Origin of the sequence: Streptomyces europaeiscabiei, from assembly GCF_036346855.1 — a bacterium.
Lineage (GTDB): Bacteria > Actinomycetota > Actinomycetes > Streptomycetales > Streptomycetaceae > Streptomyces > Streptomyces europaeiscabiei.
Genome location: NZ_CP107841.1, coordinates 9,357,340 through 9,371,834, shown reverse-complemented (window position 1 = coordinate 9,371,834; position 14,495 = coordinate 9,357,340). Strand labels below are relative to the sequence as shown.

General features: G+C 68.4%; 11 protein-coding genes and 2 pseudogenes. 10 read left to right on the top strand and 3 right to left on the bottom strand.

All coding sequences use genetic code 11. The annotated features are described in order from the left end of the window. The first annotated feature begins 32 nt into the window (after positions 1-32). From OG858_RS40730 to OG858_RS40695, 7 genes and pseudogenes are all read left to right on the top strand, one after another. Positions 33-1,214 carry a sensor histidine kinase gene (locus OG858_RS40730; protein ID WP_086748676.1) on the top strand — a complete coding sequence of 394 codons (1,182 nt, stop codon included), beginning with the start codon at positions 33-35 and terminating at the stop codon, positions 1,212-1,214. Positions 1,215-1,237: 23 nt separating this feature from the next. Continuing rightward, complete coding sequence (locus OG858_RS40725; protein ID WP_086748677.1) at positions 1,238-1,915, top strand: response regulator; 678 nt, start codon at positions 1,238-1,240, stop codon at positions 1,913-1,915. A gap of 425 nt (positions 1,916-2,340) precedes the next feature. Continuing rightward, positions 2,341-2,496 carry a hypothetical protein gene (locus OG858_RS40715; RefSeq protein WP_179201495.1) on the top strand — a complete coding sequence of 52 codons (156 nt, stop codon included), beginning with the start codon at positions 2,341-2,343 and terminating at the stop codon, positions 2,494-2,496. 101 nt (positions 2,497-2,597) lie between these two features. Further along, positions 2,598-3,368, top strand: a complete 771-nt coding sequence (locus OG858_RS40710; protein ID WP_327747916.1) for a hypothetical protein — start codon at positions 2,598-2,600, stop codon at positions 3,366-3,368. 95 nt (positions 3,369-3,463) lie between these two features. Further along, positions 3,464-4,534, top strand: a pseudogene (locus tag OG858_RS40705) (alpha/beta hydrolase); the annotation flags it as partial. A 244-nt stretch (positions 4,535-4,778) separates the two neighbouring features. After that, positions 4,779-5,306, top strand: a pseudogene (locus OG858_RS40700) (hypothetical protein); the annotation flags it as partial. Between the two features lie 178 nt (positions 5,307-5,484). Continuing rightward, a complete protein-coding gene (locus OG858_RS40695) occupies positions 5,485-6,723 on the top strand; it encodes an IS701 family transposase (protein ID WP_456243134.1) in 1,239 nt (412 codons plus the stop codon). A gap of 243 nt (positions 6,724-6,966) precedes the next feature. Here the strand turns inward: OG858_RS40695 and OG858_RS40690 are convergent, their stop codons facing one another. After that, positions 6,967-7,644: a hypothetical protein gene (locus tag OG858_RS40690; protein ID WP_328543929.1), complete on the bottom strand. Its 678-nt coding sequence runs from the start codon at positions 7,642-7,644 to the stop codon at positions 6,967-6,969. A 79-nt stretch (positions 7,645-7,723) separates the two neighbouring features. Next, positions 7,724-8,959: an IS701 family transposase gene (locus tag OG858_RS40685; protein ID WP_328545267.1), complete on the bottom strand. Its 1,236-nt coding sequence runs from the start codon at positions 8,957-8,959 to the stop codon at positions 7,724-7,726. A gap of 312 nt (positions 8,960-9,271) precedes the next feature. Between OG858_RS40685 and OG858_RS40680 the strand changes: the two genes are divergently transcribed. The 3 genes from OG858_RS40680 (at position 9,272) to OG858_RS40670 (ending at position 13,922) form a co-directional block, all read left to right on the top strand. Next, complete coding sequence (locus tag OG858_RS40680; protein WP_456243134.1) at positions 9,272-10,510, top strand: IS701 family transposase; 1,239 nt, start codon at positions 9,272-9,274, stop codon at positions 10,508-10,510. Positions 10,511-10,698: 188 nt separating this feature from the next. Further along, positions 10,699-11,748: a tyrosine-type recombinase/integrase gene (locus tag OG858_RS40675; protein WP_086747111.1), complete on the top strand. Its 1,050-nt coding sequence runs from the start codon at positions 10,699-10,701 to the stop codon at positions 11,746-11,748. Beyond that, complete coding sequence (locus OG858_RS40670) at positions 11,745-13,922, top strand: tyrosine-type recombinase/integrase (protein ID WP_256960245.1); 2,178 nt, start codon at positions 11,745-11,747, stop codon at positions 13,920-13,922. The genes OG858_RS40675 and OG858_RS40670 overlap by 4 nt, the downstream gene beginning before the upstream one ends. A 76-nt stretch (positions 13,923-13,998) precedes the next feature. Here OG858_RS40670 and OG858_RS40665 read toward each other — a convergent pair whose 3' ends face one another. Beyond that, a complete protein-coding gene (locus tag OG858_RS40665; RefSeq protein ID WP_328543930.1) occupies positions 13,999-14,484 on the bottom strand; it encodes an NUDIX hydrolase in 486 nt (161 codons plus the stop codon). Between the last annotated feature and the right edge of the window lie 11 nt (positions 14,485-14,495).

Sequence of the window (14,495 nt, the reverse complement as noted above, 5' to 3'; positions counted from 1 at the left end):
TTCCGCCGGCCCGCGCTTCATAGAGTGAGGAAATGGAACTGCCCATGGTGTGGCGACAGTGGCTGGCTCGTCATGACCGGATCAGAGACGCGCTGCCCGCCGTTCCGCTGATCGTGATCGCCGCGGCGGCGACCGCCGTCGGCCCGTCCCACTGGCATGAGCCGCGGTGGGACGAGGTGGTGTGGACGGCGCTGTCGTGCGTGCCGCTGGCCTTCCGGAGTCTCTGGCCCCTGGGCGTCGCCCTCTTCACCCTGGCCGGCGACCTCACACTCATGGCCGTCGCCTCGCACATCTCGCCGACCCCGGCGGCGGTTTTCGTCGCCCTGTACGCCCTCGCCCTCCACGGCAGCCGGCGCACCGCTTGGATCGTCGGCTCCGTGGCGGCCGTGGCGATCACCGGTGTCTACGCCGCGACCCACGCGCAGTCCGTGACAGGGGGTCCCGGCCTGCTGCGGTTCGACCTCGCGATCGCGGCCACCGCGCTCGGCCGTACCGTCCTCAACCGCCGCCAGAACCTCGCGGCGGCCAGGGAACGCGTGGAACACGCCGAACGCACGCGGGAGGAAGAGGCCCGGCGCCGGGTCACCGAGGAACGCGTGCGCATCGCGCGCGACCTGCACGACGTGGTGGCCCACCACATCACCCTGGTCAACGCCCAGGCGGGGGTGGCCCACCACCTCATGCGCGCCAACCCGGAACAGGCCTACGCGGCACTGGCCCACATCAAGGACAACAGCCGCGCCGCGCTCGACGAACTGCGCGCCACCGTCGGTCTGCTGCGTCAGCCCGACGACGCGCCCGGCTCTCGTGCCCCCATCGCGACCCTGGCCGATCTCGACGCCCTGGTCAGCGGGTTCCGGGCGAGCGGCATGCCCGTGTCGGTGGCCCGCGCCGGCGATCCGTCGCCAGTGGCACCCGCGACCGAGCTGACCGCCTACCGGATCATCCAGGAAGCACTCACCAACACGCACAAGCACGCCTCCGCGACCCGGACCGCGGTGGTGCTGGACTACGGGATGCACTCGCTCCGGATCACCGTCACCGACGACGGACGGCCGGGCGTGCCCAAGGGCGCGGGAACCGGCCACGGGCTGATCGGGATGCGCGAACGGGCCACCGCCATCGGCGGTACCGTGATCGCTGGGCCGCGGCCCGAGGGGGGCTTCCAGGTCGTCGCCGACCTGCCGCTCGCGCTCGCCCCCACCACTGTCTGACCTCACGTGAGAAAAGATCACCCATGGCCATTCGCGTCCTGCTCGCCGACGACCAGGCCCTGCTCCGGGGCACGTTCCGGCTCCTCATCGACGCACAGCCGGACATGGAGGTCGTCGGGGAGGCCTCCAACGGGCGGGAGGCGGTGCGGCTGGCCCGGTCCGAGCGTGCCGACGTCGTGGTCATGGACATCCGGATGCCCGAACTGGACGGCATCGAGGCCACCCGGCTGATCGCTCAGGACGAGGACCTGGCTGGAGTCAAGGTCCTCGTCCTGACCACCTTCGAGGAGGACGACCTCGTCGTAGAGGCCCTCCGGGCCGGCGCCGGCGGCTTCCTGGGCAAGGGGGTCGAACCGGCGCAGCTTCTCGACGCCGTCCGGCTCGTGGCCTCCGGCGAGGCGTTGCTCTCCCCGGCAGCCACCAGGGGCCTCATCGCCCGGGTTCTCACCCAGCCCTCCCCCGGTGACCTCGTCGACCCCCGCAGGCTGGCCACTCTGACTCCCCGGGAACAGGAAGTGCTGACCCTGGTGGGCTCCGGCCTGGCCAACGACGAGATCGCCGAACGCCTCTTCGTCACCCCGGTCACCGTCAAGACCCACGCCAACCGGGCCATGGCCAAGCTCGGCGCCCGCGACCGGGCTCAGCTGGTCGTCATCGCGTACGAGACCGGCTTGGTGCGCGCGGGAGAACGACAGGGCTGAGGTGCGGGCCGGGCATGGCCGACGGCCCGGCCGCACCCCGCGCACGTGGGCCGGTCCTCCGCCGACCCCCGCCCGCCTGCCTCATTTCACCCCAGGTCTGGCCAACGAGGGCATACAGCGCCCTGCCACAGCTGCCCACACACGGCCGGACTGTGGACTCACCCAGCCCTCCACTGCGGGCCTGCGGCCAGCGCTGCCCCTCCCGCGATCGGTCGGAGCGCGGGAGGTGGCACCACAGGACAGCTCACCCACCCATCACCAACGCGTCAGCGATTTCCGCAGGTCAACGGGACCTTCCCCGTGGTTTCAGAGGTGTCTGAGGTGTCGGCGGCAGCTCGGGGGCCGGCAGCGGATCCCCGTCGTACCCCTTCACCTCGCCGAATCGTGTCCCTTCCGAGTTCGGTGAATCCGACGCCCTGGGTGCGGTGGTCTATGCCGAATCCCACCTCTACACGCTCGGCGCCAGCGTGCGCGTCGACCTCGGGATCCCGACCCTCCAGGACATCCCGCCCGCGCCCGCCCGCCGTCCAGCTACGCCCGTGACACTCTCCCCGGACCAGGCCCACCGACGCAGCCGCTGACCACCAAGCCCCCGGCCCTCACCCGGAGCAGCACCATTGACCAGATCGACCTGCAAGCCGAGATCGCCCAACTGCGGCAACTCGGCAGCGCTTTCGAGGACTTGCACAGCGAAGTCCGCTCACTCACCCTCTCACCCGGCACCGACGCCCGGCAGCAGCTCGCGTCGAAGATCCTGTCCACGAACGAGCTGGTCCAACGGGCCATGGAACGCCTGGCCGCCCTCGACGGCAGCCAGTACGCCGCCGTACCCGGCAGCCGCCCGTCCCTGGAAGCGCTCGCCTCCGTCGTCTTCGCCGCCAGTATCGCCGCATCCGACTTGGCCGGCGCGCTGGAGGCCAACCCTCTGGAGGGCGCCGCGTTCCCCGGCCCGCCGGCCGATGAAGCAGCCGTGCGCACGGCACGGCACGCGGAGGCCGTCCCCGCCATGGCGGAGCACCTCGCGGACGCCGCCCACCAGCTCGACCTGGCTCACACCGGCTGCTGCTACCTCGCCAGTGGTATCTCCCGGGACCTGAAACAGCACGCCGAACAGCAGCAGGCGACACCCGTGCCGGAGATCACGGCCAGCCAGTACGCCGTCCTCGCCCGGCTGTCCGCAGGAGGCGGCATCCGTTACGTAATCAGCCGGCACGGCGTGCTCAAGGCCATCGACAAGGACCGGGCCACCGTGAACGTCGCCACCCTCAACGCCCTGATCAAGCGAGGACTCGTCGAGGTGGACACCACGACACCCCTGCACCAGGGCCAGCGCCTCGACGTCACCGCCGAAGGCCGGCGTGCCCTCGCCCAGCACAAGCCCACCACGGTTGCCGCCCGAGCAGCGGCCGTGACGCCTCCTGCAACGAAGCAGGGAGCGGGCCGCAGACGGTGAGCTTCACCCCGACGGACCGCGTCCTGGCCTCCCCGCGCCACCTGGCCGGCGGCGGACTGGACCGGATCGGCGACGTGCTCGGTCCGTTGATCCACATGTACGGCTGGAACTACACGCACGACGCCTTCAGCGACCAGCCGCGTGCCGACGGATCTTTGCCCTCATCGGTACCGGCGCAAGACCAAGCTCCAGCCATCGCCGCCTCGCCCGCTGCTACGCCGCCCCTGGGCACGCCACCCCTAATCGTCTCGACGCCCAAAGGCCAGCGGTACGGGGCTGAACGCCCGGCCCTCTCGGAGTCTCGGGGCCCCGGTACCTGCCTACACCCCACTCACAGCGACAAGCGCAGTGCGGTGGCCAACAGCTGTCTCCGCCGCCCCAGCGCACGGCTGCCCCTCCAGCGATCCCACCCTCCGGAGTCCACGCCCATGTCCCATCCGCCTTCTGTCACGGGGGTGTTGTCCGTCTCCGCCGCGGACGGCACACCCCTGTCCGTCTACCGCGATACGCCTGTGCGCCCGCGTCGCGACGGCGCGACGGTCGTCCTCGTGCACGGCGCGTCCGTCACCGCCGACTTGTGGCGTCTGCACACCCGGCACCTGACCGGTCTGGGCCTGGGCGTCCTGCGCTACGACCAGCGCGCGCACGGCCACACCTCCCGAGGCCAGGCACCGCTGACGGTCGAACAACTCGCCGACGACCCGCACCAGATCCTGACCCGCCTCGCCCCCACCGGACCGCTCGTGCTCGCCGGCCACTCCCTGGGCACCCTGGTCCTGCAGGAACTCACCGCCCTGCACCCCCAACACCTGACCCGCGTACGGGGCATGGTACTGCTGTCTCCCACCGCACGGGGTGCGACGGTGCTGCCCGGCCGCGGCCCGTGCGCCTGGCTGTTGGCCGCCGGACGCAGCCTCGCTGCCCTGACCTGCGCCCACACACCTCGCGCGGTGGATCTCCTGCGCCGACGGCTGCCCGCCACGCACCCCCACCGCCTCGCCCCACGCCCCAACCGGTCGGCCGACAGGCCACCGCCGTGCCGCCACGGCGTCCGCCACACCGCGACCGGTGATCTCGCCGCCCTGTGGCAGTCCCTGCGCGACTACAAGCCGCGCGACCTCACCGTCCTGAGCCAGCTCGGCGACCGGCTGCTGCTCATGGCGGGAGCCGACGACCGGCACATCCCCGCCGCCCACACCAAGCAGCTGGCCGCCCACCTCCCGCCGCCGCACTGGACGTCCTCCCCCGCACCACACACGCCTTGCCCATCCGCCACGCCGCCCTCATCAGCGCCCGCATCGCCCGCCTCGCCGCCGAACCGGGCCAGCCCCATCACCCCCAGGACCAGTCATTTCCAAGCTCCCCGCTTTCCATTCGATTTCACTAGGCGCCGGAATTCAATCCAGCACCATGCTCGCCCTGTCCGCCGAAGGCATCCTCCCCAAGGTCGACTACGCCATTTTCGCCGACACCGGCTGGGAACCCAAAGCCGTCTATTCCCACCTCGACCGCCTCGAACAGGAAATCGCCGTCCCTGCAGGCATACCCGTTCTGCGCGTCACCGCGGGAAACATTCGAGAGGACGCCCTAGATCCCGAGCACCGCTTCGCATCCATGCCGCTGTACATCCTCAACCAGGACGGAAAACAGGGCATGACCAGGCGCCAGTGCACCGGGGAATATAAAATAAAACCGATCAAGAAGAAGGTCCGAGAACTTCTCGGATACTCCTACCCCCAGCGCATCCCCAAGGACATATTCGTCGAACAGTGGGTCGACATCTCGACGGATGAATTCCACCGGGCCAAGGACTCCGACGTCAAGTGCATGCGCAACCGGCATCCACTCATAGACCTCGGCTGGTCACGTGCAGACTGCATCCGCTATTTGACCTCTATCGGCTTGGCCGACACTCCGAAATCGAGCTGCCTCGGTTGCCTTATGTGGAATCGAGCGGGTCTAGTACTCCAGCAGTACTTCGTGGCTTGACCTGGGGAAACGTCGAGCGGTGGGAGTGTAGCGGGCGGGAAGTCGTCACGGACGGCTTCTGCCCGCACGCCCCTCGAAGGAGTGCCCCCGATGGCAAGGTCGCCCCGGGCCTGGGAAGCCTCGGGTCGTGATCACCGAACAGGCAGCCGAGACCTGGGACCGCGACCTGGACCACCTCTTCACCACCATCGGGCGCCACTTCGGCCGTGTCGAACCACGCCGCCGCATGCGGGACTACGTGCGCGCACTGCTCGCCCCGGTGGCCCGAAAAAACAGCTGGCAACTTGCCGAACACGCCGGCCACGCCACCCCGGACGGACTGCAGCACCTGCTCTCCCGAGCCCGCTGGAACCCCGACGACATCCGCGACGACCTGCAGACCTACGTCGCCGAACACCTCGGCCGCCCCGACGGTGTACTGATCATCGACGACACCGGGTTCCTGAAGAAGGGCACTACATCCGCCGGAGTCCAAAGGCAGTACTCCGGCACCGCCGGCCGCACCGAGAACTGCCAGATCGGCGTCTTCGCCGCCTACACCAGCACAGCCGGCCGCGCCCTGGTGGACCGCGAGCTCTACCTGCCCAAGTCCTGGACGGACGACCGTGACCGCTGCCGCGCCGCCAAGGTCCCCGACGAGCGGGAGTTCGCCACCAAGAACACCCTCGCGGCGACGATCGTCCGCAGGGCGCTGGCCTCGCCGCTGCCGGTCGCCTGGGTCACGGCGGACGCCGCCTACGGACAGGACAACCGCTTCCGCCGGATGCTGGAAACATCCGGCGTCGGCTACGTCCTCGCCGTCCCCAAGTCCCAGTTCTCCCTGGCCGGCCCACGCATCGACAAGGCCTTCGAGCAGGCCCCCGACCAGGCATGGGAACGCCGTTCCTGCGGCGCGGGCGCGAAGGGACAGCGCGAATACGACTGGGCAGCCGTCCAGTTGCGCCCAGTGTCCGAGTACGACCACCAGGACGGCGTGTTGATCCGTCGACGGTGGGCGCTGGCACGGCGCAGCTTGAGCCGGCCGGACGAGATCGCCTACTACCTCGGCTACGCACCGCTGGATGTCGGCGTGGACGAACTGGTGCGCGTTGCCGGCGCCCGGTGGGCGATCGAAGAGTGTTTCCAGGCAGCGAAGAACGAGTGCGGCCTGGACGAGTACGAAGTCCGCCGCTACGTCGGCTGGTACCGGCACATCACCCTGGCCATGCTCGCCCACACCTTCCTCGTTGCGATGAGCGCGCGAGCAGCCGAAAAAGGGGATCCACCGGTGAGGATGCCGTGGTCATCGAGCTCACCGTGGCAGAAGTGCGGCGACTCCTGGCAGCTCACACACCCCGAGACCTTCACACCCTCACTCACGTGCTGAGCTGGTCGCACTGGCGCCGACGACGCCAAGCGGTGGCCCGCCGCTGCCACTACCGACGTCGGGGGCACTCCTTCGAGGGGCGTGCGGGCAGAAGCCGTCCGTGACGACTTCCCGCCCGCTACACTCCCACCGCTCGACGTTTCCCCAGGTCAAGCCACGAAGTACTGCTGGAGTACTAGTACTCCAGCCGTAGATCGTTACGGTCGTGGCGTCGGTCGGCCGAGTCCCATTGTCGAGCCCGTCCTATCCGTGTGTGGCAGTCCATCCGAGCCATGGCCTCAGGCCCCGTTGCGCGACCCGCAGTACCTCATCCGGGTGCCGCTCGTCAGCTCGTTCGATCACAACGAGATCCCAGTCCTTCCGACGGACTGCGCCAAGTGTCACTGCACGCTCATGCCGCAGGTACGTCACCGCCGAAGCGACGTCGGCCACTGGAGGACTTACGTCGTAGCTGGCGAGTTTCCCGACGTACCAGTCCAGCCACTGCTCGCCTTCCCGCGTCGCAGCTCGGGGCAACGCGAACTCGGCGTTCCCATCGAGAAAGACCATGACCGGCCGAACCCGTGCGAGAACCTCGGTGAGGTCGGTCATGAAGGCGTCGATCGTCTCTTCGCCGTGCCCCATGGCCAGCAGCGTCGGCACGAACGGCATCAGCGCGTCCGCAATCACCACGTCATCGCCGCTCGCCACAACCGCATCGACGAACCTCGCCGCCGCCGCGATCAGTGTCCCCGGCTCGACCGTGCCTGTCGCCTTGAACTCCTCGGCCACCGCGGCGAACTGCGGTCGGGTCAAGATCTCCTCCTCGCGGAAGTGGTCCACCCGCAGTCCCGTATCAGCCAGCCACCGAGACAGCCCGGCGCACAGCGTCGACTTGCCCACTCCGGGAGATGCTCCCCACACCATGATCAGAACTGTCATGGTTGCCGAGCCTAGGATCGTCAACCATGACAGCCAACTCCATGGCGTCCCCGGCCGCCCGTGCAGCAGATCGGGATCGTCACCTCACAGCCGTTCGGCGCCGGTAATGGCTGGCCCGGGATCGGGCCTGGTGGCGTCGTCGCCATGCGGACCAGCGAAGCCTATGTGTGGCTGGGTGGATGGGCTGGGTGACGAGTGTGCTGAACAGGTGCTGGATCTCGTTGCAGGTCAGCGGGATCAGTCCGTCCGGAGCCGGTGTGTCAGCGCGTTCGTGGGCGGTGGCTGCCGCGAGAAAGGCATGGGCCAGCATCGCGAGGGTGACCCATCGGTGCCAGGACGTCCAGCGTCTGACTTGATGCTCGTCCAGTCCGGCCAGACCCTTGCTGGACTGGAAGATCTCTTCGACCGTCCATCTGCGTCCGGCCACCTTCACCAAGGTGGACAGGGGCACTTGGGCCGCCGAGTAGCAGCGGTAGAAGGCGAGTTCACCGCTGCTGCGGTTGCGGCGGACGAGCAGATGGTGGTGGCCGGGCCTCTCGTCGGCGGTATCGGCCAGGGCCCAGTCGTAGTAGCGATGCCCCTTGGCTCCGGCCCCGACGGAAAGCTTCTGCCAGGCCCGTTTCGGGAGCCTCTTGGCCAGTGCGTCGGCGCGGATTCTGCCTGCGCGGGTGGTGATCTGGTGGTCGCAGGCGATGGCCAGGACGTAGCCGAGCTGCCGTTGCTCCAGCGCGGCCCGCAGGTGCGGGTTGCTCCCGTAGACCTCGTCGCCGGCCACCCAGGATACGAGGATGCCGGCATCCATGGCACGGCCGATCATGCGGGCGGCGAGTGCGGGTTTCGTGGCGAAGCGCACGGTGTCGGGTATCCCGGCGGCCTGGCAGCGGGACGCGTCCTGGGTCCAGGAGCGCGGGACATAGAGTTCCCGGTCGATCGCCGCATGGCCGCGCGGGGTGGAGTAGGCGAGGTAGACGGCGACCTGGCTGTTCTCGATGCGTCCGGCGGTGCCGGTGTACTGGCGCTGGACCCCGACCGTGGCGGTGCCCTTCTTGAGATCGCCGGTCTCATCGACGACCAACACCGCGTCGTCGTCCTGCAGTTGCTCGATGACGAAACCGCGGAGGTCGTCACGGACCGCGTCGGCGTCCCACTTCGCCCTGGACAGCAGATGCTGCAAGCCGTCCGGTGTCGCGTCCCCGGCATGCTCGGCGAGCGTCCAGCAGTTCTTGCGCGGTAGGTCCGACAACAGGCCAAGGACGAACTCCCGTGCCCGGCGCCGCGGTTCCACCCGCCCGAACCGTCCAGCGATTCGGCCCATCAGGGCCTCGAACATGTTCTGCCAACGTGCAGGATCTATGCTGTGACCTGCGGCCACCGACTGATCTTCTGTCTTCACACACTGATGATCAACGGTGGCCGCACTCGCTCCCAGACCGGCTCGGACCCGCAAGATCACGATCTACGGCTGGAGTACTAGTACTCCAGCAGTACTTCGTGGCTTGACCTGGGGAAACGTCGAGCGGTGGGAGTGTAGCGGGCGGGAAGTCGTCACGGACGGCTTCTGCCCGCACGCCCCTCGAAGGAGTGCCCCCGATGGCAAGGTCGCCCCGGGCCTGGGAAGCCTCGGGTCGTGATCACCGAACAGGCAGCCGAGACCTGGGACCGCGACCTGGACCACCTCTTCACCACCATCGGGCGCCACTTCGGCCGTGTCGAACCACGCCGCCGCATGCGGGACTACGTGCGCGCACTGCTCGCCCCGGTGGCCCGAAAAAACAGCTGGCAACTTGCCGAACACGCCGGCCACGCCACCCCGGACGGACTGCAGCACCTGCTCTCCCGAGCCCGCTGGAACCCCGACGACATCCGCGACGACCTGCAGACCTACGTCGCCGAACACCTCGGCCGCCCCGACGGTGTACTGATCATCGACGACACCGGGTTCCTGAAGAAGGGCACTACATCCGCCGGAGTCCAAAGGCAGTACTCCGGCACCGCCGGCCGCACCGAGAACTGCCAGATCGGCGTCTTCGCCGCCTACACCAGCACAGCCGGCCGCGCCCTGGTGGACCGCGAGCTCTACCTGCCCAAGTCCTGGACGGACGACCGTGACCGCTGCCGCGCCGCCAAGGTCCCCGACGAGCGGGAGTTCGCCACCAAGAACACCCTCGCGGCGACGATCGTCCGCAGGGCGCTGGCCTCGCCGCTGCCGGTCGCCTGGGTCACGGCGGACGCCGCCTACGGACAGGACAACCGCTTCCGCCGGATGCTGGAAACATCCGGCGTCGGCTACGTCCTCGCCGTCCCCAAGTCCCAGTTCTCCCTGGCCGGCCCACGCATCGACAAGGCCTTCGAGCAGGCCCCCGACCAGGCATGGGAACGCCGTTCCTGCGGCGCGGGCGCGAAGGGACAGCGCGAATACGACTGGGCAGCCGTCCAGTTGCGCCCAGTGTCCGAGTACGACCACCAGGACGGCGTGTTGATCCGTCGACGGTGGGCGCTGGCACGGCGCAGCTTGAGCCGGCCGGACGAGATCGCCTACTACCTCGGCTACGCACCGCTGGATGTCGGCGTGGACGAACTGGTGCGCGTTGCCGGCGCCCGGTGGGCGATCGAAGAGTGTTTCCAGGCAGCGAAGAACGAGTGCGGCCTGGACGAGTACGAAGTCCGCCGCTACGTCGGCTGGTACCGGCACATCACCCTGGCCATGCTCGCCCACACCTTCCTCGTTGCGATGAGCGCGCGAGCAGCCGAAAAAGGGGATCCACCGGTGAGGATGCCGTGGTCATCGAGCTCACCGTGGCAGAAGTGCGGCGACTCCTGGCAGCTCACACACCCCGAGACCTTCACACCCTCACTCACGTGCTGAGCTGGTCGCACTGGCGCCGACGACGCCAAGCGGTGGCCCGCCGCTGCCACTACCGACGTCGGGGGCACTCCTTCGAGGGGCGTGCGGGCAGAAGCCGTCCGTGACGACTTCCCGCCCGCTACACTCCCACCGCTCGACGTTTCCCCAGGTCAAGCCACGAAGTACTGCTGGAGTACTAGCCTGCAGTCATGGCCCCGATACCGTGGGGCAAGTTCCCCACTGTTGCAGAGCATCAACTGGCCCGCCGGTGGCTGCAGTTCACCGCGAACATCGGTCGAGCACCCAACACGATCGACGCATACGGGCGTGCGGTCGAGGACCACCTGCGGTTCCGCGCCGCGGAAGCAACAGACCCGCTGATGGCCCGCGCGGACACCGTCGCCGCCTGGATCAGGAACATGTTGGACCGGCCCCGAGCCGTCAGACACGCGTCGAAAGGGTCACGCCAGGCCGAGACGGGCCTGGCGAACGCGACCATCCAACAGCGACTGGTCGCGGTCCGGTCCTTCTACGAATACCTGGTGGAAGACGGCCGGCGCGAGCAGAACCCGGTCCGCCGGGGGCAGGCCGGACGCGGTGGCCGAAGACCCCGTCAGGGCTTGGTACGGCACATCGAGCAAGCCCCGTGGATCCCCGCCGAGGAGGTCTGGCAACGGATCCTGGCTGCCTGTGCAGCGGAATCGCTGCGCAACCGGCTGATGGTCACGCTCGCCTACGACGGTGCCCTGCGCCGCGAAGAGCTCGCCCAACTCGATGTCGAAGACTTCGAGCCCGCACACCGTCTCATCCACCTGCGGGCAGAGACCACCAAGTCTCAGAGGGCCCGGGAGGTGGCGTTCGGCAGGACCTCGTCGCAGCTGTTCGTGGCCTATCTCCGCGAACGTCGCACACTGTTCGGCCGGATCGACGGGCCGCTGTTCCGGTCGGTGTCGAACCGCAACTACGGTGCGCCGCTGGGACCTTCCATCTGGTCGAAGACCGTCGAGCACATCGCCCGAAATGCCGGGGCCGCCCGGCTGTCCACCCACACCTTCCGGCATCTACGGCTGACCGACCTGGCCCGCGCCGACTGGACCCTTGACCAGATCGCCCAGTACGCCGGCCACCGCGATCTGGCGACCACGATGCGCTACATCCACCTGTCCGGCCGTGAACTGGCCGCCCGTTTCTACCGCGCGAACACCACCATCCACGCCGACCGCGAGCGACTGCTCGCCTCACTGCTGGAGGAGCCATGAACCCCGCCGACACCGGCCAAGCCCCCACCGGCAAGATTGCACGTGAAGCCCTGTTCGAGCTGATGCGCCCGGTCGACGAACCCGTACGCGAATGGCCCCGCAAGACCGGCCGCGCCGCACGCAACCGGGTACTCGACGCAGTACGAGCCTCTGGCCTCTCCTACCAGTCGTGGGACGAAGCCACCTGGGCGGAGGTGTCCGCCGCGGCCGGGCCGGCCCGTCTGCGCATCGCAGCCCTCGGGCATCTCCTCGGCGGGCATCACCGCCTGCATCACACCGCCGGTATTAACCAGATGCACAGGCTCGCGGATATGGTCTTCGGCCCCGGAGCGACCGGGCCCGCACTGCACGAGGTCGAGCAGACGCTGAGTTCCTGGCAGACCTCCCCGCACCTGCTGGAGTGGCAGGTCGGCAACGCGGTCCTCGACGCCCTCCTCAGCGCCGGAAGCCCTCACCTGGAAGACCTCACCGACACTCTGGTGCGCCAACTGGTGGCCGAGTACGACAAAGTTGCCGGCCTCAACAGCCGTCGCCGCGGCCTGATCAAGCTTTCCCGGGTGCTCGCGGGCAAGGGCATCATCCCCGCCCCGCTGCACAGCAACGAGAACAAGGCCGGTCCCCGCTCGGACATGCTCTCCACCGTCCCGCCGGAATGGGCCGAATGGGCCCTGCGCTGGCGGAAGTTCTCCACGCACGAGCCCGGCACCATCCGCTCCATGTTCTCCGTCACCCTCATCGCCGGACGCTGGGCCGCGGAAAAGCACGCCGACGTCATCGCACCGGATCAGTGGACCAGGGACATGGCGGCCGAGTACGTCGCCGACACCATGCAGGCCACCGTCGGTCAGTGGGCCGGCCACAACCGCAACCGCAGCCGCTTCGGCCAGCCCATCTCCCCCGGCGGCCGGGCGGCGCGGATCGACAGCATCCGCGGGTTCTTCTGCGACCTCACCGAATGGGAATGGATCAAGCCGCGCTTCGATCCGCGCCGTGTGATGAGCATGCCGCTGTCCCTGCGCGCCCAGATGGGACCGAACCCCAGGATCATCGACGATGCGTCATGGGCCAAGCTCATGGCCGCCGGGCTGACCCTGAACGCCGAGGACCTCAAGCCCTACGGCTCCGGCCGGGCCCGCGAAGCCGGCTGGAAGGCCACCTACTATCCCGTCGAGATGGTCCGGGCGATGGTCGGCGTCTGGCTGTTCGGCGGCTGCCGCGTCGACGAGATCCGCCGGCTCGAACTGGACTGCGTCACCTGGGACCAGGCCACCGACGACACCACCGGCGAGCCCTTCACCATCTGCCTGCTGCACATCCCGCAGAACAAGACCTCCCGGCCGTTCAACAAGCCGGTCGACCCGATCGTCGGCCAGCTCATCGACGCCTGGAAACTCATCCGGCCGCCCCAGCCCGACCTGATCGACCGCAAGACCGGGCAGAAGCGACCACACCTGTTCTGCCACCGCGGCCAGCTCGTCGGCAAGGACTACCTCAACCACAACATCATCCCCGTCCTCTGCCGCAAGTCCGGCGTCCCGCAGACCGACTCCCATGGCGCGCTGACCAGCCACCGAGCCCGTGCCACCATCGCCACCCAACTCCTCAACGCCCGCGAACCGTTGACCCTCAACGACCTGCAGCAATGGCTCGGCCACAAACACCCCGCCAGCACCCGCTACTACGCGGCGATCCTGCAGCGCACCCTCACCGCCGCCTACAAGAAGGCCGACTACTTCGCCCGCAACGTCCGCACCATCCAGGTCCTCATCGACCGCGAGTCCATCCTCACCGGAGCCGCCGCGGGCGGCGAACAGCCATGGAAGTACTACGACCTGGGTGAGGGCTACTGCAGCTACGACTTCTTCGCCAAATGCCCCCACCGAATGGCAGGCGCGCGCTGTCCGTTCTACGTCCCCAAGCAGTCCGCGCAGGGCCAGCTTCTGGCCGTCAAGGACGGCATCAACCAGATGCTCGAACGGCTCGACCTGACCGACGACGAACGCGAAGCCCTTGAAGGAGACCGCGAAGCGGTCACTGCCCTGGCCGAGCGACTTGCCGACACCCCCACGCCAGCTGGCCCCACACCCGGGGAACTCGGCACCACGGGCAGCTTCATTCCTCTGACCCAGCTGATGAACACCGTGTCCCGCCCAGCGCAAGAAGACGCCGAATGACGCCCCCGAAATTCAACAAGCCGCGCCGAACAGCCTCACCGCTGACACCAGCGCAGTCGCCAACGGCCGACCAGACTTACAGACCAAGCTCCAGTGGCTGATCGGGGACTCCGTCCTTGATCAAACCGGCTAGTGGACCTGCAAGATCACGCGGCCCAAAGAGGTCCGACCCTTGGTAATCGGCGATCTCTGACAGCTGCCACCAGCGGAAACCCGTGATGTTTTCAGCAGCCAACTCGTCACTCGACAGCGCACCGTCCGGCTGGAAGGCAGCAGTGCGGATGAGGAAGTAGTCCTCAATCGCGCCGTCATACCCGCTCACATAGCCGGGCCCGACGACCCTCCGATGCCACACATGCTGCGGTGAACGGTCGATCACGAACCCGATCTCCTCATGCAGCTCGCGGCGCAGCGCTTCCTGAGGTGACTCGCCAGCCTCGATCCCTCCTCCGGGAGCTGCCCAAACCACCCTCTCCGGAAGCACGAACCGGCACAGCAGGATGCGGTCCTCCCCATCCAGAACGACCGCACGGACCGCGTGACGCAGGTTCAGCAAAGACATCAGAGCACCCT

Bases quoted from the DNA above. Each gene is read 5' to 3' on its own strand.
- OG858_RS40690 (WP_328543929.1), bottom strand. From the start codon at position 7,644: ATGACAGTTCTGATCATGGTGTGGGGAGCATCTCCCGGAGTGGGCAAG.
- OG858_RS40685 (WP_328545267.1), bottom strand. From the start codon at position 8,959: ATGGGCCGAATCGCTGGACGGTTCGGGCGGGTGGAACCGCGGCGCCGG.
- OG858_RS40730 (WP_086748676.1), top strand. From the start codon at position 33: ATGGAACTGCCCATGGTGTGGCGACAGTGGCTGGCTCGTCATGACCGG.
- OG858_RS40665 (WP_328543930.1), bottom strand. From the start codon at position 14,484: ATGTCTTTGCTGAACCTGCGTCACGCGGTCCGTGCGGTCGTTCTGGAT.
- OG858_RS40725 (WP_086748677.1), top strand. From the start codon at position 1,238: ATGGCCATTCGCGTCCTGCTCGCCGACGACCAGGCCCTGCTCCGGGGC.
- OG858_RS40675 (WP_086747111.1), top strand. From the start codon at position 10,699: ATGGCCCCGATACCGTGGGGCAAGTTCCCCACTGTTGCAGAGCATCAA.
- OG858_RS40670 (WP_256960245.1), top strand. From the start codon at position 11,745: ATGAACCCCGCCGACACCGGCCAAGCCCCCACCGGCAAGATTGCACGT.